At 67.2% G+C, this 19,541-nt stretch carries 18 protein-coding genes and 2 tRNA genes; 11 read left to right on the forward strand and 9 right to left on the reverse strand.

From position 1 onward, the window contains the following. Window positions 1-3: 3 nt before the first annotated feature. The 3 genes from ACXDF8_RS19510 to ACXDF8_RS19520 all read right to left on the reverse strand — a co-directional run bounded on the left by ACXDF8_RS19510 (window position 4) and on the right by ACXDF8_RS19520 (window position 2,030). On the reverse strand, window positions 4-867 hold the full coding sequence (locus ACXDF8_RS19510; protein WP_457224930.1) for an ABC transporter permease: 864 nt from the start codon (window positions 865-867) through the stop codon (window positions 4-6). A 1-nt stretch (window position 868) separates the two neighbouring features. Further along, on the reverse strand, window positions 869-1,738 hold the full coding sequence (locus ACXDF8_RS19515) for an MlaE family ABC transporter permease (RefSeq protein WP_457224931.1): 870 nt from the start codon (window positions 1,736-1,738) through the stop codon (window positions 869-871). Between the two features lie 216 nt (window positions 1,739-1,954). After that, window positions 1,955-2,030: transfer RNA gene (locus ACXDF8_RS19520), tRNA-Lys, on the reverse strand. A 153-nt stretch (window positions 2,031-2,183) separates the two neighbouring features. Here ACXDF8_RS19520 and ACXDF8_RS19525 point away from each other — a divergent pair. Further along, on the forward strand, window positions 2,184-3,401 hold the full coding sequence (locus ACXDF8_RS19525) for a L,D-transpeptidase (RefSeq protein WP_457224932.1): 1,218 nt from the start codon (window positions 2,184-2,186) through the stop codon (window positions 3,399-3,401). 12 nt (window positions 3,402-3,413) lie between these two features. Here the strand turns inward: ACXDF8_RS19525 and ACXDF8_RS19530 are convergent, their stop codons facing one another. The 3 genes from ACXDF8_RS19530 to orn all read right to left on the reverse strand — a co-directional run bounded on the left by ACXDF8_RS19530 (window position 3,414) and on the right by orn (window position 5,668). After that, window positions 3,414-4,715: a hypothetical protein gene (locus ACXDF8_RS19530; RefSeq protein ID WP_457224933.1), complete on the reverse strand. Its 1,302-nt coding sequence runs from the start codon at window positions 4,713-4,715 to the stop codon at window positions 3,414-3,416. A gap of 202 nt (window positions 4,716-4,917) precedes the next feature. Beyond that, window positions 4,918-4,990, reverse strand: a tRNA-His gene (locus ACXDF8_RS19535). Between the two features lie 42 nt (window positions 4,991-5,032). Next, entirely contained in the window at window positions 5,033-5,668 is a 636-nt protein-coding gene (gene orn, locus ACXDF8_RS19540; RefSeq protein ID WP_457224934.1) for an oligoribonuclease, read from the reverse strand. A 115-nt stretch (window positions 5,669-5,783) separates the two neighbouring features. Here orn and ACXDF8_RS19545 point away from each other — a divergent pair, with 115 nt between their 5' ends. Then, window positions 5,784-7,358 carry a helicase HerA-like domain-containing protein gene (locus tag ACXDF8_RS19545; protein ID WP_457224935.1) on the forward strand — a complete coding sequence of 525 codons (1,575 nt, stop codon included), beginning with the start codon at window positions 5,784-5,786 and terminating at the stop codon, window positions 7,356-7,358. A 79-nt stretch (window positions 7,359-7,437) separates the two neighbouring features. Here ACXDF8_RS19545 and cmrA read toward each other — a convergent pair whose 3' ends face one another. Next, window positions 7,438-8,244 carry a mycolate reductase gene (cmrA, locus tag ACXDF8_RS19550; protein WP_457224936.1) on the reverse strand — a complete coding sequence of 269 codons (807 nt, stop codon included), beginning with the start codon at window positions 8,242-8,244 and terminating at the stop codon, window positions 7,438-7,440. A 36-nt stretch (window positions 8,245-8,280) separates the two neighbouring features. On the opposite strand from cmrA, the gene ACXDF8_RS19555 reads away from it, so the two are divergent. Next, window positions 8,281-9,603, forward strand: a complete 1,323-nt coding sequence (locus tag ACXDF8_RS19555; protein ID WP_457224937.1) for an MFS transporter — start codon at window positions 8,281-8,283, stop codon at window positions 9,601-9,603. Here ACXDF8_RS19555 and ACXDF8_RS19560 read toward each other — a convergent pair. Next, the gene (locus tag ACXDF8_RS19560) at window positions 9,600-10,334 is read right to left on the reverse strand and encodes an MmpS family transport accessory protein (protein ID WP_457224938.1); all 735 of its coding nucleotides are present in this window, start codon (window positions 10,332-10,334) and stop codon (window positions 9,600-9,602) included. The two genes, ACXDF8_RS19555 and ACXDF8_RS19560, sit on opposite strands and share 4 nt — an antisense overlap. A gap of 136 nt (window positions 10,335-10,470) precedes the next feature. Here ACXDF8_RS19560 and ACXDF8_RS19565 point away from each other — a divergent pair, with 136 nt between their 5' ends. From ACXDF8_RS19565 to ACXDF8_RS19575, 3 genes are all read left to right on the forward strand, one after another. Next, the gene (locus ACXDF8_RS19565) at window positions 10,471-12,342 is read left to right on the forward strand and encodes an alpha/beta hydrolase family protein (protein ID WP_457224939.1); all 1,872 of its coding nucleotides are present in this window, start codon (window positions 10,471-10,473) and stop codon (window positions 12,340-12,342) included. A gap of 62 nt (window positions 12,343-12,404) precedes the next feature. Further along, on the forward strand, window positions 12,405-12,614 hold the full coding sequence (locus ACXDF8_RS19570) for a hypothetical protein (RefSeq protein ID WP_457224940.1): 210 nt from the start codon (window positions 12,405-12,407) through the stop codon (window positions 12,612-12,614). A gap of 45 nt (window positions 12,615-12,659) precedes the next feature. Further along, window positions 12,660-12,815: a hypothetical protein gene (locus ACXDF8_RS19575; RefSeq protein ID WP_457224941.1), complete on the forward strand. Its 156-nt coding sequence runs from the start codon at window positions 12,660-12,662 to the stop codon at window positions 12,813-12,815. On the opposite strand, the gene ACXDF8_RS19580 is transcribed toward ACXDF8_RS19575, so the two are convergent. Then, on the reverse strand, window positions 12,812-13,471 hold the full coding sequence (locus tag ACXDF8_RS19580) for an SACE_7040 family transcriptional regulator (protein ID WP_457224977.1): 660 nt from the start codon (window positions 13,469-13,471) through the stop codon (window positions 12,812-12,814). The genes ACXDF8_RS19575 and ACXDF8_RS19580 overlap by 4 nt on opposite strands. A gap of 76 nt (window positions 13,472-13,547) precedes the next feature. Between ACXDF8_RS19580 and ACXDF8_RS19585 the strand changes: the two genes are divergently transcribed. The 5 genes from ACXDF8_RS19585 to ACXDF8_RS19605 are packed head-to-tail and all read left to right on the forward strand — an operon-like array spanning window position 13,548 to window position 19,534. Then, window positions 13,548-15,098, forward strand: coding sequence for a carboxyl transferase domain-containing protein (locus ACXDF8_RS19585; RefSeq protein WP_457224942.1), 1,551 nt, complete (start codon window positions 13,548-13,550; stop codon window positions 15,096-15,098). Window positions 15,099-15,100: 2 nt separating this feature from the next. Next, window positions 15,101-17,074: an acetyl/propionyl/methylcrotonyl-CoA carboxylase subunit alpha gene (locus ACXDF8_RS19590; protein WP_457224943.1), complete on the forward strand. Its 1,974-nt coding sequence runs from the start codon at window positions 15,101-15,103 to the stop codon at window positions 17,072-17,074. 2 nt (window positions 17,075-17,076) lie between these two features. Beyond that, the gene (locus ACXDF8_RS19595) at window positions 17,077-18,240 is read left to right on the forward strand and encodes an acyl-CoA dehydrogenase family protein (protein WP_457224944.1); all 1,164 of its coding nucleotides are present in this window, start codon (window positions 17,077-17,079) and stop codon (window positions 18,238-18,240) included. Further along, window positions 18,237-18,716, forward strand: coding sequence for a MaoC family dehydratase (locus ACXDF8_RS19600; protein ID WP_457224945.1), 480 nt, complete (start codon window positions 18,237-18,239; stop codon window positions 18,714-18,716). Before ACXDF8_RS19595 ends, ACXDF8_RS19600 begins: the two co-directional genes overlap by 4 nt. Beyond that, the gene (locus ACXDF8_RS19605) at window positions 18,716-19,534 is read left to right on the forward strand and encodes an HpcH/HpaI aldolase/citrate lyase family protein (RefSeq protein ID WP_457224946.1); all 819 of its coding nucleotides are present in this window, start codon (window positions 18,716-18,718) and stop codon (window positions 19,532-19,534) included. The genes ACXDF8_RS19600 and ACXDF8_RS19605 overlap by 1 nt, the downstream gene beginning before the upstream one ends. The last annotated feature ends 7 nt before the right edge of the window (window positions 19,535-19,541 follow it).

Consider the following 19,541-nt stretch of genomic DNA (forward strand, 5'->3'; position numbering starts at 1 on the left):
GGCCTAACCTCCGAACCTTGCCCCGGAGTCGACGCCGTAGAGCGCCATGGTGAGCAGCATGTTGACCATGATGATGACGGTGATGCTCGCCCTCATGCCGTGCCCGGCGGCCACGCCGACGCCCTCGGGGCCGCCGCTGGCGTAGAAGCCGTAGTAACACTGGATCGCGGCCGCGATCCACACGAAGACCACGGCCTTGAGCAGCGAATAGGCAATGTCCTTGCCGGCCAGCATCATCGAGAAGTAGTGCAGGTAGGAGCCGGTGGATCCGCCACCGCTGAGCGACACCACCACCTCGGTGCTCAGGTAGCTGATGGCCAGGCACGCGGCATAGAGTGGGACGATCGCGACCACCGAGGCCATCAGCCGGGTGGTCACCAGGAACGGGATCGGCCGGATGGCAAGGGATTCCATGGCGTCGATCTCTTCGTTGATGCGCATCGAGCCCAACTGGGCGGTGAAGCGGCAACCACCCTGGATGGCGAACGCCATCGACGCCATCAGCGGGGCCAGCTCGCGGGTGTTGACCAACGACGAGACGAACCCGGTGGCCGGGCCCAGCCCTAGCAGTTCGAGGAAGTTGTAGCCCTCGATGCCGACCAGCGCGCCGACGCTCAGGCCGAGCACGATCGCCACCCCGGCCGTGCCGCCGCCGACCACGAGAGAGCCGTTGCCCCAGGTGATGTTCGACAGCAATCGCAGGAACTCGCCTCGGTAGTGCTTCAGGGCGATCGGCACGGCGACCAGGGCCCGAATGAAGAAGACCAGAAGGTGACCCACCCGCACGATCGGCATCGTGCTGCGGCGGTAGAGCCGAACCAACCGCCCGGCCAGCGGCGCGAAGGGGAGGTAGGACGACGTCGTCAACTCACAGCCCCGTCCTGGGCGCGAGGATGACGGCCAGCTGGCTGATCGCGACGTTGACGATCATCAGCACCAGGATCGCTTCGACCACCGCGGCGTTCACCGAGTTCGCGACACCGGTCGGCCCGCCCTTGGTGGACAGGCCCTTCTGGGCCGACACCACCGCGACGATGGCTCCGAAGATGACCGCCTTGAGTAGCGCCAGCACCAGATCGGCCGGGGTCGCGAAGGATGCGAAGGTCGACACGAAGCTGCCCGGTGCGCCGTTCTGGAAGTAGACGTTGAACAGATAGCTGGCGAAGAACCCGACGAAGCACACCACGCCGGTCAGCGCGAAGCTGATCATGATCGCCGCCGCGAAGCGGGGGACCACGAGGCGGCGGACCACCGAGATTCCCATCACCTCCATGGCGGCGGTCTCTTCCCGCATGGTCCGCGAGCCCAGGTCGGCGGTCATGGCGGAGCCGACGGCCGAGGCCATCAGCAGCGCCGCGACCAGTGATGCGCCCTGCCGGACGACGGCCAGTCCGCTGGCCGCGCCGGCCAGCGACGTCGCGCCCACCTGACCGGCCATCAACGCGAACTGCACCGACAGGGTGACGCTGATCGGCAACGCGACCAGGATCGTCGGTAGCACCGCCGTACCGGCCATGAAGGCGCCCTGGCGGACGAACTCGTGCCATTGGAAGCGTCCGGAGGCAAGGTCGCCGAAGAAGTACTGGATGGTGCGGATGCCGAGGACGAACTGTTCACCGACGGTGGTGAGGGCGGCGATCGGGTGGCGCTGCACGTACCCGACGGCCCAGTCCTCGATTGCCTCGATGCCGTCGGCGTTGCGATCCCCGTGCAGCGCCGGGTCCTCTCGAGTGGTCATCGCAACGCGACCGGGAGTGCGTATAGCAAACCTCTCCCAACGATCATTCGGCACAAAGAGAGGGTGATCCGCCGAGTCAGCAAACAGCGATCGGCGAGCACCCTGGAAACAGTGAGCTGAGCTTACAGATTTGGCGGGCGCCGTGACGGTCTTTTGCCGAAGGTGGGGTGAGAACCCCGGAAACCACAAAAACCCTGCCGGGGCAGGGTTTCCGTGTGGTGCGCCGTCAGGGTTTCGAACCCCGGACCCGCTGATTAAGAGTCAGCTGCTCTACCAACTGAGCTAACGGCGCCAACCGCGTCAGCGACAATAACAAAGACGGCAGCCGAAGGTGAAATCCCGAGGTGGGCGGCGGTGACTTATGCGGTGGCTTGCATAGCTGGGTGCCCTTAGACTATTGCCAAGGACCCCCAGCATTCACTCAGCTAGCGAGGTAGAGGGCGGTATGTGGAAGATCGGCTCGGCAAACCGTCCGCGGTCTGGGATCCGGCTGGCTGCCCTCGCGATCATCCCCGCCCTCGTGCTGGGGTTGGGCGCGTGCAGCACCGAACAGGCCGCGGCACCGGCGAAGGTCATTACCGACAAGGGCACCCCGTACGGCGACCTTCTCGTTCCGCAGCTGAGGGTGTCGGTCAAGGACGGCGCGGTCGACGTCGCCGTCGATAAGCCGGTCACCGTCACCGCCACCGGCGGTGTGCTGGGCTCGGTGACGATGGTCAACGCATCCGGCAAGCAGATCGCCGGCGAGCTCAGCCCCGACGGCGTCACGTGGAAGACCACCGAGCAGCTCGGTTACAACAAGAGCTACTCGCTCAGCGCCCAATCGCTGGGCCTCGGTGGGGTGACCACCGAGAAGATGGCTTTCGAGACGCAGTCGCCCGAGAACCTCACCATGCCGTACCTCCTGCCCGGTGACGGCGAGGTCGTCGGCGTCGGCCAGCCGATCGCGGTGCGCTTCGACGAGAACATCCCGAACCGGGCGGCCGCCGAGCGGGCCATCAAGGTGACCACCAAGCCTCCGGTTCAGGGGGCGTTCTACTGGTTGAACAACCGCGAGGTGCGCTGGCGCCCGCAGAACTACTGGAAGCCGGGCACCACGGTCGACGTGGCGGTCAACACCTACGGCGTCGACCTCGGCGACGGCTTGTTCGGCCAGCAGAACCTCACGTCGCACTTCACCATCGGTGACGAGGTGATCGCCTCGGCCGACGACACTACGAAGACGCTGACCATCCGCCGCAACGGCGAGGTGGTCAAGACCATGCCGATCTCGATGGGCAAGAACAGCACCCCCACCAACAACGGCGTCTACATCGTGGGGGACAGGTTCTCCCACATGGTCATGGACTCGTCGACCTACGGGGTTCCGTCCAACTCGCCCAACGGTTATCGCACGGAGGTGGACTGGGCCACCCAGATGTCCTACAGCGGCATCTACGTCCACTCCGCGCCGTGGTCGGTGGGCGCGCAGGGCTATTCCAACGTCAGCCACGGGTGTCTGAACGTCAGCCCGAGCAACGCGCAGTGGTTCTACAACAACACCAAGCGCGGCGACATCGTCGAGGTGCGCAACACCGTCGGCTCGACGCTGCCGGGCACCGAGGGCCTCGGCGACTGGAACATCCCATGGGAGCAGTGGAAGGCCGGCAACGCCGACGACTGACGTCGGTCCGGCTCAGCGGGCCGTCTGGTAGCCGCGGACGAATGCCAGCACCCGCGGTGACAGGTGGGGTGCCGCCAGGCGGCTGCCGGTGAAGCCCGCCGCCGAGTGCAGGGCCCGCGATCCGTCCCGGCCACCGAACCGGCAGATGAACTCCCGGACCAGCGTCACGTCTTCGGCCACGCTCGGATACAGAACCTCGTCCAGTAGGCCCTGCAATGCGGTGACTTTGGGTGCGGCGGTGGCCAACATGTCCACAATGCTCGGGTCACGGTTAAGTCCGCTGAGTTCGCTGGACCGGACCCACGTCCGTCGGGTCCTGGCCGGCAGCCGCGCCATATATTCGCGGTTGAGGTGCACGTCCACCCGTGCGCGGCCGTCGAGTCGGGTGGGGAAGTCATAGGTCACCGCGTCGACGTCACCGTGCTGCATGGCGTCGCGGAGCTCCTCCAGCCAGCGGTATTCGAACGAAGACCGCGCCAAGTCGTTGAACAGGGTCCGGACCGTGTTCGCCTGTGCGCTGTTGACGCCGAAGGTTCTCGCGGCAGTGGTGATGGTCTGGTCACGGTGGATCTGGAGTGCGCTGGTCACCGAAAGCAGCGCTGAGCGGATGCGGCGTTTGCATTCGTCCATGGCGTCGTCGTCGGTCAGGGATACCCGGTCGGCCTCCAGATCGCGGACGACGCCGGACAGGACGGTCGACAACGTGTCGGCTCCGTCGCAGACGTGTTGTAGCAGCTCGCGGTCCAGCATCCGGCGCAGCCGGTCATAGGCCTCTCGGTACCGCTTGCTCTCCGCCTCGCTGAGTGTGCACACCCGGTCGTAGCTGAAGCGGGTGTCCAGCCCCTGACACGAGCGCTGGCCGGGGGCGGAGTTCTCCGAGCGCAGTTCGTCACCGCATTCGTTGGCCGCTTGAAGGCTGGCCCGCACCGCTTCCGCACGCGCGCGGATCTCCCCGGTGTCGGGCATACCGTCGTGCAGCCATCGCCGGCAGTCCTCGCGGATGTAGTCAAGGCCGTCGGTCAGCGCGGCGTGGAGCGCCGACAGCGTCATCCGGTCCCTGAGGTCCGGTGTGCGGTAGTAGTCGACCGTCACCGTGGTCACGGCGTGCGCCAGCACCCGCAAAGCCTCCAGGACGACCAGAACCGCGGCGCTGTCCGCCGGCGGCGGGTCAGCCTTGGCGGCCGTCTGCCAGATCTCCCACGCGTCCTCGCAGTAGCGGAACGGATCGTCGGCGTCGATGGCGTCGAGCGCGACGACGAACGCGTCGAGCCGGTCGGCCCACTTGGCTAGTAGTTGACTATCCCCGCTGTACACAGACCCCTGACTACACATTCGTGTAGCTCCCCTCCACGCTCGGCCCTCGCAAGCAGACCGCTTACTGATTCTTTCTACTCTCTCGGCCAGCTTGCAGGGTTTTCACCGAATCAGATGTGATGGCGGGCACCTCACGCCGATGTTGCAAGTCGCAGGCGGACAAGAAAAAGGTCAGGGGCCCTTTCGGGCCCCTGACCTGCTGGGTGGCTGACGGGACTCGAACCCGCGACAGCCAGGATCACAACCTGGTGCTCTACCAACTGAACTACAGCCACCATCGCCGCGACCGGCCGAAGCCGACAGCAGCGCCGTCGATACTAGCCGCTTTGGGGCCCGACAGCCGAATCGGTGCCGCCCGGCCGGTCGATCTCCGCGGCCGCGGCGGCGACCTCGCTGGTAGAGGGCCCGGGCTGCGGCACGAACGCGGTCCGGCGGTAGTACTTCAGCTCGCGGATCGACTCCTGGATGTCGGCCAGTGCCCGGTGCGCGAGCCCCTTCTCCGGCTGCCCGTAGTAGATCCGGGGATACCAGCGCCGGCACAGCTCCTTGATCGAACTGACGTCGATCATCCGGTAGTGCAGGTAGTTGTCCAGGGTTGGCATGTCGCGGGCGATGAAACCGCGGTCGGTGGCAATGGAGTTGCCGGCTAGCGGCGCGGTTTTGGCCTGCTTGACGTGGCCGCGGATGTAGTCCAGGACCAGCGTCTCGGCGGTCGCCAGGTCCACGGTGGACGTGCGCACCTCTTCGGTGAGCCCCGAGCGTTTGTGCATCTGGGCGACGACCTCGACCATGCCGTCCAGCGCCGCGTCGTCGGCGTGGATGACGACGTCGATCCCGTCCCCGAGCACGTTGAGCTCGGCATCGGTCACCAGCGCCGCGATCTCGATGAGCTTGTCCGTTCGCACGTCCAGGCCCGTCATCTCACAGTCGATCCACACCAATTCTTCACGCACAGCGATCAACAGTAAGCCCACCGCACCCGATGGCGCGGTTCCACCCGGTACCGAGGCAGGCCGCCAAGTAGTGTCCTAGCGGCCAGCACGCAAGCAACGACGGAGGTCGGAGACGATGACGAGCGATTCCACTGGCACTCCTGCCGAGCAGATCGCGGCCGGGTACGCCACGAGCGGTCAGGCGCTGCAATTGGGCTCCGTGGTCGTCGACGGCGCAGTGGATCCCGCCGCGCAGGTGCGCATTCCGCTGGCCATGATGAACCGGCACGGTTTGGTCGCCGGCGCCACCGGCACCGGCAAAACCAAGACGTTGCAGGTGATGGCCGAGCAGCTGTCCGCGGCCGGGGTGCCGGTGATGATGGCCGACGTCAAGGGCGACCTGTCCGGCCTGTCCCGGCCCGGCGAGACCGGTGAACGCACGCTGCAGCGGGCCAAGGACACCGGTGACGACAGCTGGGCACCGGCCCCCTTCCCGGTGGAGTTCCTGTCGCTGGGCACCGGCGGCGTCGGGGTGCCGGTGCGCGCGACGATCTCGGCGTTCGGCCCGATTCTGCTGTCGAAGGTGTTGGGGCTCAACGCTACTCAGGAGTCCACGCTCGGTCTGATCTTCCACTGGGCCGACCAACAGGGCCTGCCACTGCTGGACCTGAAGGATCTGCGCTCGGTGATCACCTTCCTGACCAGCGATCAGGGCAAGGCGACCCTCAAAACGATCGGGGGCGTCTCCGCCCAGACCGCGGGCGTCATCCTGCGGGCGCTGGTCAACCTCGAAGCCGACGGCGGTGACACCTTCTTCGGGGAACCCGCGCTCGACCCCGCCGATTTGCTGCGCGTCGACGCCCAGGGCCGCGGTGTGATCACCCTGCTCGAACTCGGCGACCACGCCACCCGCCCGGTGATGTTCTCGACGTTCCTGATGTGGGTGCTGGCCGACCTGTTCACCTACCTGCCTGAGGTCGGTGACGTCGACAAACCCAAGCTGGTGTTCTTCTTCGACGAGGCGCACCTGCTGTTCAAGGACGCATCCAAGGCGTTCCTGGCCCAGGTCGAGCAGACAGTCAAGCTGATCCGGTCCAAGGGCGTCGGCGTCTTCTTCTGCACCCAGCTGCCCACCGACGTCCCCAACGACGTGCTCTCGCAGCTGGGGGCCCGTATCCAGCACGCGTTGCGGGCGTTCACCCCGGACGACCAGAAGGCGCTCTCACGTACGGTCCGCACCTATCCCAAGACGCAGTTCTACGACCTGGCGACCGACCTGACATCGCTGGGCATCGGTGAGGCGATCGTCACCGTGCTCTCCGAACGCGGCGCGCCGACCCCGGTGGCGTGGACCCGGTTGCGCCCGCCCCAGTCGCTGATGGACACCATAGGCCCGGACTACATCAAGGCCGTGGCCCAGTCCAGCCCGCTGTTCCTCAAGTACGGGCAGACCGTTGACCGCGAGTCGGCCTACGAGATGCTGGCCGAGAAGATGGCCCCGCCGCCGCAGGAGCCCGCCGACCTCCCGCCGCTGTTGCCGACCGGCCTCGATCTGCCGCCGATGCCTACCCAGGTACACAAGGCCGAACCCGGGGTGCTCGACCAGGTGATGAACAGCCCCGCGTTCAAGAGCGCGATGCGTTCGGCGGGCACGGTGATCGGCCGTGAGATCACCCGCAGCATCTTCGGAACCGCCCGCCGCAAGCGCTAATCCCTGCCGAGTGGCCAGTTGCGACACGCTCCAGCGCCGGATCCGTGGCATAAGTGGCCACTCGCGGCGCTAGGCGCCCTCAGTCCCCGCCGAGCTTCTTGTAGACAGCGCCCACGATCGGCGTGACGATCGCCCGCGGGGCGTACCCGGACGCGACCGACATGGCCTTCGACGTCACTCCGGGGACCACCCGCATCTTGTTGCGCTCCAAGGCATCCAGTGACAGCCGCGCAGTGTATTCGGTGTCGATCCACAGAAAGTCGGGGATCAGTCGTTCGACGAGGGACTGCTCTTCAGGGTCGGGCAGCTCGGTGCGCACCGGGCCCGGCGCCAGCAGGGTGACGTGCACTCCGGCCCCCTTCACCTCGCCGCGCAGCGACTCGCTGAAGGTGTTGGCGAACGCCTTGGTGGCCGCGTAGGTGGCGTTGTTGGGGATAGGGGAGTTGCCGGCGGCCGAACCCGAGACGAGGATGCCGCCGGCTTCGCGGGCCAGCATCCCGGGCAGGACGGCGAGCACCAGGTCGTGCACCCCGAGGACGTTGAGCTGGACCTGCGCCCGCTCGGCCGCCGGGTCGAGCTTGGCCACCGGGCCGAACGTGGCGGTGCCCGCATTGGCGCACAGGATCGAGATGTCGCGGCCGCTCAACTCGTCGGCGAAAGCCATCCGGGCCTGCGGGTCGACGAGATCGACGGGCCGCACCTCGACGGTGACGCCGTAGCGGTCGGTCAACCGGGCAGCCAATTCGGCCAGCACTTCACCGCGGCGTGCGGTGACGATGAGGTGGTGGCCGCGGGCGGCGAGTTCGGTGGCCAGCGCCTCGCCGATGCCCTGGGAGGCACCGGTGACGACGGCACGGCTGTCCGGTGAAGGAGCGGGTACTGGCATGGGGCAATCGTAGGGGGGATCGCTATTGTGGCCCCAATGAGCAGGCCCCCGTCGGCGGCCCCGATCGCCGGCCGGTCCAAAGTTGCGGCCTGGGCGTTATGGGACTGCGGTTCGACCGGCATGAACGCCATCGTCGCCACCTTCGTCTTCTCGGTGTACCTGACCAGCTCCGTCGGTCAGGGGCTGCCGGGGGGTACCTCGCCTGCCAGTTGGCTGGGCCGGGCGCTGACCATCGCGGGAGTCGCCGTGGCGGTGCTCGCGCCGGTCACCGGCGTGCTGGTGCAGGCGCCGGCCCGCCGTCGCGCCGCGCTGACCATCCTCAGTGGTCTTGCCGTGCTGTCGACCGCGGCGATGTTCCTGATCCGTGCCGAGCCGGCCTACTTCGCGATGGGGCTGGTGCTGCTGGCGCTCACCGCGGCCTGCGGTGATCTGGCCAGCGTGCCTTACAACGCGATGCTGCGGCAGCTCACCACCCCGGAGAACTCCGGGCGCATTTCCGGATTCGGTTGGGCAGCAGGCTATCTGGGCAGCGTCGGGCTGTTGCTGCTCATCTACGCCGGGTTCATCGCCGGCAGCGGTCCGACGCGCGGCCTGCTGGGCGTCTCGATCGACGACGGGTGGAACGTGCGCGCCGCGATGCTGCTGGCGGCCGGCTGGTTCGTGCTGTTCGCATTGCCGCTATTGGTGACGGCGCACACCTTCTCCCCAGTGGGCGAACCCGACACCCGCGCCGGCGTGGGCCTGTTCGGCGGATATCGCCGCCTGTGGGAAGACCTGCGCAGCGAATGGCGCCGCGACCGCAACCTGGTCTACTACCTGGTGGTCAGCGCGGTCTTCCGGGACGGGCTGGCCGGCGTGTTCGCCTTCGGTGCGGTGCTCGGCGTCAGCGTCTACGGCATCTCCCAGGCCGACGTCCTGATCTTCGGTGTCGTCGCCAGCACGATGGCCGCCCTCGGCGCGGTCGCCGGCGGCCACCTCGACGACCGGTTGGGAGCCAAGCCGGTGATCATCGCCTCGCTGTCGGCCCTGATCGTCGTCGGCCTGACCCTGATGTCGCTGTCGGGGCCGGCGGCGTTCTGGGTGTGCGGGCTGCTGCTTGCCCTGTTCGTCGGTCCCACCCAGTCCGCGGCGCGCACACTGCTGCTGCGGATGTCCAGCGAGGGCAAGGAGGCGGTCGCGTTCGGTCTCTACACGATGACCGGGCGCGCGGTGGCGTTCATCGCGCCGTGGCTGTTCTTCGTCTTCGTCGACGCGTTCCACACCGACCGTGCCGGGCTGGCCGGGTTGTGCGTGGTGCTGGCTGCGGGCTTGGTCGGAATGATCCTCGTGCGGGTGCCCAACCACACCAAGGACCGTTAGCCGGCTCCGGTGCAGATGGTCAGCCCGCGGCCGGTTCGTTCGCGCACCGCGACCCCGTTGACCGTGACGCTGCAGGTCACGTCGCGCCCGACGTTGACCACGGCGACACTGGCCGATCCTCGCGCCGGCGAGGTCAAACTGACCTCTTTGCTCCACGGCAACATCACGTTGAACTCGGTCTGCATGATGCCGCCGGTGTCGACGTAGGTGATGTTGATCGCCCGGCCGTCGCCGTTGACGTTGTAGACGACGGTGTCGGTACCGGTCGGGCTGGTGCCGTCACCGGGCACGGTGGGCGTCGGCGAGGTGCTCGGCGTCGGCAGCGGCGACAGGGTGGTCGTCGGAACCGACGTGGTGGCCCGGGGAACGGAGGTTTCGGTCAACGGCGGCAGCGGGGCCACGACCGTCGACTCTCTGGCTGAGCTCATCACGATCACCAGCGCGATCACCAGTCCGATGACCAGCAGCACAGCCACCCCGGCGGCGATCCACAACCACTTCGGGGATTTGGGCGGACCCGGCGGTGGTGGTGGCGGCTCGCCGGGCGGATAACCGCCGCCCGGATGCCAGGAGGATGGCAGCTGCTCGGTGGGCTGGTTCTGACCGTAGCCGGGCGAGCCATAGCCCTGTCCGTAATACTGACCGGCGTAGGCGGGATCGGCGCTCGGCTGATAGCCGTTGCCGGCCGACTGCGTCGGGTCAGACCAATCTGGTCGACGCGGATCGTTCATTCCCACCTCATGCCTGCAGGCTACCCGCGCGGCAGCCCCGTCGTCGCCTGTCGGCTCAGCAACGTGTTTACCACCGGCGAGCTGTGTGGAACGTGTAACCAGACCAAGTGCGAGATGAACAGGTAGGTGAGGCGAGGTGGATCCCGACGTCCGGGCAACGTACGGCGCTTCGTTGTCGCCCGACGCGACGGCGTTCGCCCACATCGTCGACGACGGTGGGTATCCGCGTGCCGTCCAACGGTTCCTGCGGGGCTGGCGGGCCAGCTCGTCGCGCGACGTGGAACTTCCGGTCGAGGGCCCGGTGCGCAGGGTCATCCACTCGGCCGACGGGCACTGGCTGGCCTGCCAGGTCGCGCCGGAGGGCGGCACCCGCAATCAGATCTGGGTGGTCACCACCGACCCCGACGACCGGCTGGCCCGCCGTATCGACGGCATGGACACCGGTACGGCCGAGCTCATCGCCTGGGACGGGTCGCGGGTCTGTGCGATCCTCACCGGTGAGGACGGTGTCGGCCAGTCGACGCTGATCGATCCGGCCGACGGCAGCCTGATCGTGCTCGATCGCCGCTCGGGCGGACGGCTGGTGGACGCCTGGGCGGGCTCGACGCTGATCCGGGTCGGCCCGCGCGGCTACCGGGAGCTGATCATGCTCAAGGGACTCACCGAAATCGCTTTACTTCCTTCTGATCCCGGCTCATGCACGGACATGGGCGTGATCCTCGACGACCATCACCCGCGACGGTTGCGCTCGGGTGTGGACGGTGAGCACTTCGAGCTGTACCACCCGGCGCACACGTACGGCCCGAACTGTGCCGACGGATACGTGCGGGCGCTGATCCGCAGCGACAATGGTGCCTCGCACAGCCGGCTGCTGGAGGTGACCGTCACCCCCGACGGAGTCGCCTACCACGTGGTGGCCGAGCGCCCCGGCCACGATCTCGACGAGTTCGCGGTCAGCGACGACCTGTCGACGGTGGCACTGCTGTGGAACGTCGACGGCTGCAGCGAATTGCAGGTCCTGTCTTGTGCCGATTACACGGTTTCTGAGCCGATCCCACTGCCCGGAAAGGTCGCCGGCGAACTGTCGATCAGCGCCGGCGGTTCGATGGCGGCGATGACGGTCCAAGGACCGGATCTGCCGCGCACGGTGGAACTGGTCGACCTACGCACCCGAGAGTGGGAGCGCATCGACCGCAAGCCCAGCATCGGCCCGGTTTCGGCGCATCCGCGACTGCATACGGTGACCGCGCGCGACGGCCGCAAGCTGCCGGGCTGGCTCTACTGCCCGCCGAGTGGGGTGGAGCAGATCGGCACGATGATCTACCTGCACGGCGGCCCGGAGGGTCAGGCGCGCCCCAGCCACAGCGAGATTTTTCCGGGGCTGCTCGACGAGGGCATCGCGGTGTTCACTCCGAACGTGCGCGGCTCGGGTGGTTACGGGCGGGAATTCATCCATGCCGACGACAAGGAGAAGCGCTTCGCCGCTATCGACGACGTGGCCGATTGTGCCCGCTATCTCGCCGAGCACGGCCTGAGTGACTCCGCTCGAATCGCTTGCGCCGGTTGGTCTTACGGCGGCTACCTGACGATGGCGGCATTGGCGTTCCATCCCGATCTGTTCGTCGCCGGCATCACGATCTGCGGGATGAGCGATCTGAACACGTTCTATCGCAATACCGAACCGTGGATCGCGGCGGCGTCCTACCCGGAGTACGGCCACCCGATCGCCGACCGCGACCTACTCGACGCCTTGTCACCGCTGCAGCGGGTGGATTCACTGGTCGCCCCGCTGCTGGTGGTGCACGGCGGCACCGACACCAATGTTCCGGTAAGTGAATCCGAGCAGATCGTCGCGGCCCTGCGCGAACGTGGCCGAACGGTTCGGTATCTGCTCTTCGAAGACGACGGGCACGAGATCGTGAAACGCGAGAATCACGCCGCACTGGCCCGGGCGGTCGCGGACTGGCTGGCGCCGGCGTTCGACGGTCGCGAATTCGGAAATGTTTAACAAACTTGCGTGCGGGTAAAACTACCGTCGCCAAGTTCTGCCTAATAGCAAGGAGCATCACCATGCGAGGTCGCGGAATCATAGGTGCGATCGTGATCGTATGGCTGCTGATAGGGGTGTTCGCTACCTGGCAGCGCGGTTACTTCTCGAATAGCCAAGCTAACTGCGCTACCGCGGGATCCATCGCTTTGACCGTCGTGGCGGGTCCGCTGAACTATGCGGGCGTCAATCCGACTGTCGCCAACTGCAATCTGCCGCAACCCAGCCAGTAAACGAAGCGTTCGAAACAGTTCAGTAAGTGACTATCTGGAGGAAAAATGATTGTTCTCGGAGCAATCCTGCTCATCCTGGGCTTCGTTCTGAAGATCCAGATCTTGTGGACCATCGGGATCATCCTGTTGGTGATCGGCGCCGTTCTGTGGGTGCTGGGGGCCGTCGGCCGCCCGGTCGGCGGACGAAAAGTCTGGTACTAACCGCTACGGCGGGAACGGTGACTAGCGGCGGACCCGGAAGATCCGGAAGACAGTGCCGCCACCGTCATCGCCCGTAGTACGTCACGTGAACGCCCCTGGTCGGCCGCAGTTGCCGCCAGGGGCTTCATGCTGTGCGGGGTCGAGTTGAGCAGACCGAACACCGCATGTGCCATCAGCCGCGCGTCGGTCTCGGCAAGGTCCGGTTGCAGTTCACGCAGCGCCCCGACCCAGATCTCGACATAGCTGCGTTGGGCGCGTCGCACCTGTCGTTGCGCCGATGTCGGCAGGTGCGCGAGGTCGCGGTCCTGGATACGGATCAGATCCGACTCGCCGAGAGCGAAGTCGAGGTGGAAGTCGACCAGCCCGTCGAGTGCGTCGGCCGGATTCTCGGCGTCGGCGACCACGGCGCGCGCCCCTGCGAGCAGTCGGGTGCTGATGCCCACCAGCAGTTCGACCAGCAGCGCCTCTTTGTTGGGGAAGTGCCGGTAGATCGCCGGGCCGCTGACGCCGGCCGCGGCGCCGATGTCCTCGAGCCGGACCGCCTGAAAACCCCGTTCGGCCATCAGTCTTTCGGCGGCCGTCAGCAGGGCGGAGCGGCGATCTGACTTCTGCCTGCTGCGGCGAGTGGGCGTGTCGATGTCACCCTCCGGGATCAGGTCTGGACGTCTCGGTTAATCTTCACTAACCTTACACGAGTTATTCGCCATTAACTGAACTGACGGGACGTCGACGATGGCATCACCTGCCGCCAATCGCGAGGCTCATCTGCACCTCGTCGAGGAGCTGCGCGTCAAGCTGGCCGCGGCCGCGCTCGGCGGGCCGGAGCGCGCCCGCGAGCGGCATGTCGCGCGCGGAAAGCTGCTGCCCCGGGATCGGGTGGACGGCCTGCTCGATCCGGGCAGCCCGCTGCTCGAGGTCGCACCCCTGGCCGCCGACGGGATGTACGACGACGAGTGCCCCGCAGCGGGAATCATCACCGGAATCGGCCGGGTGTCCGGGCGCGAGTGCATGATCGTGGCCAACGATGCGACGGTCAAAGGCGGTACCTACTACCCGGTGACCGTCAAGAAGCACCTGCGCGCCCAGGAGATCGCCGCCCAGAACCGGCTTCCCTGTGTCTATCTGGTGGACTCCGGCGGAGCGTTCCTGCCGCGCCAGGACGAGGTGTTCCCCGACCGCGACCACTTCGGGCGCATCTTCTACAACCAGGCCACCATGAGCGCGGCGGGCATTCCGCAGATCGCCGCCGTGCTCGGATCGTGCACCGCAGGCGGCGCCTACGTCCCGGCGATGAGCGACGAGGCCGTGATCGTGCGCAACCAGGGCACGATCTTCCTGGGCGGCCCGCCGCTGGTGAAAGCCGCCACCGGTGAGGTGGTGACCGCCGAAGAGCTCGGCGGGGGAGATCTGCACTCCAAGACGTCCGGGGTCACCGACCACCTCGCGCACGACGACCGCGACGCCTTGCGCATCGTGCGCCGTATCGTCGCGACGCTGGGGCCGCGCGAACCCGGGCCGTGGGACGTCCGGCCCACGGTGGATCCGATCGCCGACCAGCACGAGCTCTACGACGTCGTCCCGGTCGACGCCCGGGTTCCCTACGACGTGCGTGAGGTGATCACCCGCGTCGTCGACGGCGGCGAGTTCAGCGAATTCAAAGCCGAATACGGCACCACCCTGGTCACCGGCTTCGCCCACATCCATGGCCATCCGGTCGGCATCGTCGCCAACAACGGGGTGCTGTTCGGCGAATCCGCGCTCAAGGGAGCGCATTTCATCGAGCTGTGTGACAAGCGGATGGTGCCGCTGGTGTTCCTGCAGAACATCACCGGATTCATGGTCGGCCGCGACTACGAAGCCGGCGGCATCGCCAAGCACGGCGCCAAGATGGTGACGGCGGTGGCCTGCGCGCGGGTACCCAAGTTGACGGTGGTGATCGGCGGGTCCTACGGCGCCGGTAACTACTCGATGTGCGGGCGGGCCTACTCGCCGCGCTTCCTGTGGATGTGGCCCAATGCCCGCATCTCGGTGATGGGTGGCGAGCAGGCCGCCTCGGTGCTGGCCACCGTGCGCGGCGAGATGACACCGGAGGAGGAAGACGCCTTCAAGGCGCCGATCCGCGCCCAGTACGAACGTCAAGGCAATCCCTATTACTCGACCGCGCGACTGTGGGACGACGGCGTCATCGACCCGGCCGACACCAGAACCGTTCTGGGGCTGGCACTGTCGGTGACCGCCAATTCTCCCGTCGAAGCGGTCTCCTACGGCGTCTTCAGGATGTGACGATGTTCTCCAAAGTCCTTGTCGCTAATCGGGGCGAGATCGCCGTCCGGGTCATTCGGACGCTGCGCGCCATGGGCATCGGGTCGGTCGCCGTCTACAGTGACGCCGACGCCGGCGCCCGTCATGTTCGAGAGGCCGACGTCGCGGTTCGGCTGGGCCCGGCACCTGCTCGGCAGAGCTATCTGGACATCGAGGCGGTGGTCGGCGCCGCGGTCGCCACCGGCGCACAAGCGGTGCACCCGGGCTACGGATTCCTTTCGGAGAACTCCGAATTCGCCGCGGCGCTGGAACGTGCGGGCATCACGTTCATCGGACCGCCCGCACGCGCGATCCGAACCATGGGCGACAAGATCGCCGCGAAGGCTGCGGTGTCGGCGTTCGGTGTGCCAGTAGTACCGGGCATCGCCCGGCCCGGCCTCAGCGATGCCGACCTCATCGACGCCGCCGGTGACATCGGCTATCCGATCCTGGTCAAACCGTCCGCGGGTGGCGGCGGCAAGGGCATGCGCCGGGTGGACGACCCCGCCGAACTGCCCGCTGCGTTGGTGTCGGCACGCCGAGAATCGGGTGCGGCATTCGGCGACGACACGCTGTTCCTCGAACGGTTCGTGTTGCGGCCCAGACACATCGAGGTTCAGGTTCTCGCCGACACTGTCGGCACGGTCGTGCACCTCGGGGAGCGGGAGTGCAGTTTGCAGCGCCGTCACCAGAAGGTGATCGAGGAGGCCCCGTCGCCGTTGCTCGACGCCGAGACCCGCGCGCGGATCGGTGCCGCCGCCTGTGACACCGCCCGCAGCGTCGACTACGTCGGCGCGGGCACAGTGGAATTCATCGTCTCCGCTGACCGCCCGGACGAATTCTTCTTCATGGAGATGAATACCCGGCTACAGGTCGAGCATCCGGTCACCGAGTTGGTCACCGGATGGGACCTGGTCGAGTGGCAGGTGCGCATCGCAGCGGGGGAGAAGCTCACGGCACGCCAGGACGACATCGCCATGACCGGCCACGCCATCGAGGCGCGCGTCTATGCCGAGGACCCCTCGGCGGGCTTCCTGCCCACCGGCGGTCCGGTGCTCGGGCTACTGGAACCTGACCAGGTGAGGGTGGACTCGGGCCTGGCGGTAGGGATGACCGTCGGAAGCGACTACGACCCGATGTTGTCGAAGGTGATCGCGCACAGCGAGGACCGCCCTGCCGCATTGCGCGCCCTGGACCGCGCACTGTCGCAGACCGCGGTGCTCGGAGTCGGCACCAACATCGAGTTCCTGCGCTTCCTGCTGGCCGACGAGGACGTGGCCGCGGGCCGGCTCGACACCGGCCTGATCGACCGGACTGTCTACACCGCCGAACCGGCGGGCGACGAGGTGTTCGTCGCCGCCGGGGCTTACCGGTGGTTGCAGCACTGGCCGACCGCGCCCGCCGACCTGTGGGAAGTGCCGTCGGGCTGGCGGCTGGGCGCGCCCGCGCCGACGAGTATTCGGCTGCGATCCGGTACCCGCACCGACCACGTGCACATCACCGGCACTCCGAAGCAGGCCCTCGTCCGCGTCGAAGACGGCGAAACCGCCCCGCTGTCCGCCGAATTGGCCGGTGACGTGCTGGCCGTAGTGTTCGGCGGTATCCGCCGAACGTTCACCGTCGCCACCGACGGCCCCCGGATCTGGCTGGCCGGCGGCGGTCGTTCGGTGCAGCTGGAAGAGGTCCGCGAAGCGCCCGTGCGCTCCGAGGACGAGCACGGCGGCGACGCCGAACTCATCAGCCCGATGCCCGGAACCGTTGTGGCCCTAGGGGTGGCCGACGGCGACACGGTCGGTGCGGGCACCGTGGTGGTCGCGGTCGAGGCGATGAAGATGGAGCACTCACTGTCCGCGCCGGTCGACGGCGTGGTCGAACTGCTCGTCGCCGTCGGTGACCAGGTCAAGGTGGGCCAGCTGCTGGCGAGGGTCACAGCCACCACACAAGAGAAGGAACAATGACGATGACCGCTTTCCTGTCCACCGGAACTCTCCCCGACGAGTACGAGCAGCTGATCAAGACCGTGCGCGATTTCGCGCGCGCCGTCGTCGCGCCCGTCGCGGCCAAGCACGATGCCGAGCACTCCTTCCCGTACGAGGTCGTGGCGGGCATGGCCGAGATGGGTCTGTTCGGTTTGCCGTTCCCCGAGGAGTACGGCGGCATGGGCGGTGACTACTTCGCGCTGTGCCTGGCGCTGGAGGAACTCGGCAAGGTCGACCAGAGCGTGGCCATCACCCTGGAGGCGGGAGTGTCGCTCGGCGCCATGCCGGTGTACCGGTTCGGCACCGAAGCGCAGAAGCGGGAGTGGCTGCCGCAGCTCACCAGCGGCCAGGCGCTCGGCGCGTTCGGCCTCACCGAGGCCGGCGGCGGTACCGACGCCGGTGCCACCAAGACCACCGCGCGCCTCGACGGCGATCACTGGGTGATTAACGGCACTAAGCAGTTCATCACCAACTCCGGCACCGACATCACCAAACTGGTCACCGTCACCGCGGTCACCGGCACCGTCGGCGACCGCCGCGAGATCTCCTCGATCCTGGTTCCCGTGCCCACACCGGGGTTCACCGCCGAACCCGCCTACGACAAGGTCGGCTGGAATGCCTCCGACACCCACCCGCTGAGCTTCTCCGACGTGCGGGTGCCGGCGGAGAACCTGTTGGGCGAACGTGGCCGCGGCTATGCCAATTTCCTGCGCATCCTCGATGAGGGACGGATCGCCATCGCCGCGTTGTCGACCGGCGCGGCGCAGGGCTGCGTCGACGAGAGCGTGAAATACGCCAGGGAACGTGCCGCCTTCGGCCAGCCGATCGGCCGTTACCAGGCCATCGAATTCAAGATCGCCCGCATGGAGGCCCGCGCCCACGCCGCTCGCACCGCCTACTACGACGCCGCCGCGCTGATGCTGGCCGGCAAGCCGTTCAAGAAGGAGGCCGCGATCGCCAAGCTGGTCGCCAGCGAGGCCGCGATGGACAACGCCCGCGACGCCACCCAGATCCACGGCGGCTACGGCTTCATGAACGAGTACCCGGTGGCCCGCCACTACCGCGACAGCAAGATCCTCGAAATCGGCGAAGGGACAACCGAAGTGCAGCTGATGCTGATCGCCCGCGAACTCGGTGTCGCATGACCGAGGAGAGGGTGGTCGAACAGCGGGGCCTGTGGTTCGAGGAGTTCGAGCTCGGGGTGCGCTATCTGCATCGGCCTGGCCGCACCATCACCGAGGCCGACAACGTCTTGTTCACCACGTTGACCATGAACACCCAGGCTTTGCACCTCGACGCGGCGTTCTCCGATGCGCTGCCGCCGTTTCACCAGCGGCTGGTGAATTCGATGTTCACCCTGTCCACCCTGGTGGGGTTGTCGGTGGCCCAGCTGACCCAAGGCACTATCGTCGGCAACCTCGGATTCAGTGAAATCGCCTTCCCCAAACCACTTTTCCACGGTGACACCCTCTACGCCGAGACGGTGATCACCGACAAGCGGGAGTCGAAGAGCCGACCCGGCGAAGGCATCGTGACGTTCGCTCATACCGGGCGCAATCAGCACGGCGACGTCGTGGCGACGGCGGCCCGCAAGACGATGGTCCGAAAGCGGCCCTGCTGATGGGGCTGACCAATCCCGGACCGGCGTGGTTGTTCTGCCCGGCCGACCGCCCGGAGCGCTTCGAAAAGGCCGCCGCCGCAGCCGATGTCGTCATCCTCGATCTGGAAGACGGGGTGGCGGCCAAGGATCGGGAGGCTGCCCGGCAGGCGCTGGTGAGCACGCAGCTGGATCCGGGGCGCACCGTCGTGCGGGTCAACCCGTCGTCCACCGCCGATCACGCGCGCGACCTCGAGGTGCTGGCCCGCACGTCCTACACCACCGTGATGCTGGCCAAGACCGAGTCCGGCGCGCAGGTCGCCGCGTTGGCGCCACTGGACGTGGTGGTGTTGATCGAGACACCACTGGGTGCGCTCGCCGTCGCCGAGTCGGCCCAGGTGGACAACGCCTTTGCCGTGATGTGGGGCGCCGAAGACCTGTTCGCGGTCCTCGGCGGCACCAGCAACCGATTCCCGGACGGCTCCTACCGGGAGGTCGCCCGGCACGTGCGGTCGCAGAGCCTGCTGGCCGCCAAGGCGTACGGCAAGCTGGCGCTGGATTCGGTGTACCTCGACATCAAGGATCTCGACGGTCTGCGCGCCGAGGTGGATGACGCAGTGGCGGTGGGATTCGACGCCAAGGTGGCCATCCATCCCAGCCAGGTCGCCGTCATCCGGGACGGCTATGCACCCAGCACCGACCAAATTCAGTGGGCACGACACGTGCTGGCGCAGGCCCGTGAGGAACGCGGCGTCTTCCAATTCGAGGGCATAATGGTGGATGCCCCGGTGCTGCGGCGAGCAGAGCGGATCGTTCAGCTCGCGCCCGACCCCGGCCGTTAGCTAGCTG

This window comes from Mycolicibacterium sp. CBM1, assembly GCF_054073305.1.

Coding starts and splice junctions, on each gene's coding strand:
- ACXDF8_RS19570 (WP_457224940.1), top strand. CDS start 12,405: ATGCGAGGTCGCGGAATCATAGGTGCGATCGTGATCGTATGGCTGCTG.
- ACXDF8_RS19560 (WP_457224938.1), bottom strand. CDS start 10,334: ATGAACGATCCGCGTCGACCAGATTGGTCTGACCCGACGCAGTCGGCC.
- ACXDF8_RS19605 (WP_457224946.1), top strand. CDS start 18,716: ATGGGGCTGACCAATCCCGGACCGGCGTGGTTGTTCTGCCCGGCCGAC.
- ACXDF8_RS19545 (WP_457224935.1), top strand. CDS start 5,784: ATGACGAGCGATTCCACTGGCACTCCTGCCGAGCAGATCGCGGCCGGG.
- ACXDF8_RS19555 (WP_457224937.1), top strand. CDS start 8,281: ATGAGCAGGCCCCCGTCGGCGGCCCCGATCGCCGGCCGGTCCAAAGTT.
- ACXDF8_RS19575 (WP_457224941.1), top strand. CDS start 12,660: ATGATTGTTCTCGGAGCAATCCTGCTCATCCTGGGCTTCGTTCTGAAG.
- ACXDF8_RS19590 (WP_457224943.1), top strand. CDS start 15,101: ATGTTCTCCAAAGTCCTTGTCGCTAATCGGGGCGAGATCGCCGTCCGG.
- ACXDF8_RS19595 (WP_457224944.1), top strand. CDS start 17,077: ATGACCGCTTTCCTGTCCACCGGAACTCTCCCCGACGAGTACGAGCAG.
- ACXDF8_RS19515 (WP_457224931.1), bottom strand. CDS start 1,738: ATGACCACTCGAGAGGACCCGGCGCTGCACGGGGATCGCAACGCCGAC.
- cmrA (WP_457224936.1), bottom strand. CDS start 8,244: ATGCCAGTACCCGCTCCTTCACCGGACAGCCGTGCCGTCGTCACCGGT.
- ACXDF8_RS19525 (WP_457224932.1), top strand. CDS start 2,184: ATGTGGAAGATCGGCTCGGCAAACCGTCCGCGGTCTGGGATCCGGCTG.
- ACXDF8_RS19600 (WP_457224945.1), top strand. CDS start 18,237: ATGACCGAGGAGAGGGTGGTCGAACAGCGGGGCCTGTGGTTCGAGGAG.
- ACXDF8_RS19585 (WP_457224942.1), top strand. CDS start 13,548: ATGGCATCACCTGCCGCCAATCGCGAGGCTCATCTGCACCTCGTCGAG.